Origin of the sequence: Moorena sp. SIO2C4 (assembly GCF_010672485.1) — a bacterium.
GTDB classification, from domain to species: Bacteria; Cyanobacteriota; Cyanobacteriia; order Cyanobacteriales; family Coleofasciculaceae; genus Moorena; species Moorena producens.
In genome coordinates this window covers 1-1185 of record NZ_JAAHGN010001534.1, presented here as the reverse complement: position 1 = coordinate 1185, position 1185 = coordinate 1, and the positions used below count along the sequence as shown (strand labels likewise).

The window sequence follows — 1185 nt, the reverse complement described above, 5'->3', positions numbered from 1 at the left end:
TGTCCAGCAATCCATCCCCGTTGAGATCGATCAATCTCACTCCCTGATCACCGTACCCATCGGCCGCAATATCTGTTGGAGGGATGTAATTGTTCTGCTTCTCACTCCAACTTTCCCCATGATTGATCCAAGCTCCGGTTTGTGAGAGGGAGGATGAAATATATCGATTCTGCACCATGTCCAGCAATCCATCCCCGTTGAGATCGATCAATCTCACTCCCTGATCACCGTACCCATCGGCCGCAATATCTGTTGGAGGAATATAAGATTTATGCGGATTCCAGTGACTCGACATTTCATCGGCATAGACAAAACTACTGTCAAAGATAAACGACAATAATAAGAATATGATAGTCAAAAAAGATGCAATTTTCATAGGAATTACTTTGCTGGTGGTTTTCAAATTATTTTGCGATCGCCCCCACTTATTTAGAATAGTATCGCCTTTAGTAAAGTCGATTTTATCAACATAAGCACCACTGGTTATTTTTAACAAGTCATGGGCAGAAAAGTCGTTTTTTTGCATCCATTGGGTCAATCCATAAACGACTTGAATCAACCCCATGGAGTCTTCAACATTATCCTTAGAGATTATTTTATAACAATCCCGCTCATCTTTAGGGGTGATAATAAAGCTATAAGACAGACTGTATAAGGGCTATAGCCTTCAAGCCTTTCTTGAAATAGAGGCGTTTATGAGGTTTAAGAGTCATCAGCAGCAGGAGAATAAACTGAACGGGCTTCATCCCCTTTTTTGAAATCAATTTCTCCAAAAATCCGTTCATAGCTTGGTAATTGTTTAGCCATATTTCCCTCTACTTATTCAGAGCATTTATACCAACTCTGTACTGGTGCGTCTTTCTATACTATTGGACCTGATACAGCTTTAACAGTACCCTTGCGGGTACCTTTTTTGTTAAGAAAGATTAATCGATATATAGGAAAGGGAACAGGGAACAGGGAACAGGGAACAGGGAACAGGGAGCAGGGAGCAGGGAACAGGGAACAGGGAACAGGGAATAGGGAACAGGGAATAGGGAATAGGGAATAGCGATGCAGCGCCTTCATCAGGGGGTTTCCCACACCCCTCTTGCCTCTTGCCTCTTGCCTCTTGCCTCTTGCCTCTTGCCTCTTGCCTCTTGCCTCTTGCCTCTTGCCTCTTGCCTCTTGCCTCTTGCCTCTTGA

General features: G+C 43.4%; 1 protein-coding gene and 1 pseudogene. Both read right to left on the bottom strand.

Annotated elements, in window-relative coordinates:
- Window positions 1-565, bottom strand: a 565-nt coding sequence (locus F6K20_RS39305) for an FG-GAP repeat domain-containing protein (RefSeq protein WP_287298565.1), incomplete at its 3' end; no start/stop codon positions are given.
- Window positions 566-916: 351 nt separating this feature from the next.
- Window positions 917-1185, bottom strand: a pseudogene (locus F6K20_RS39300) (hypothetical protein); the annotation flags it as partial.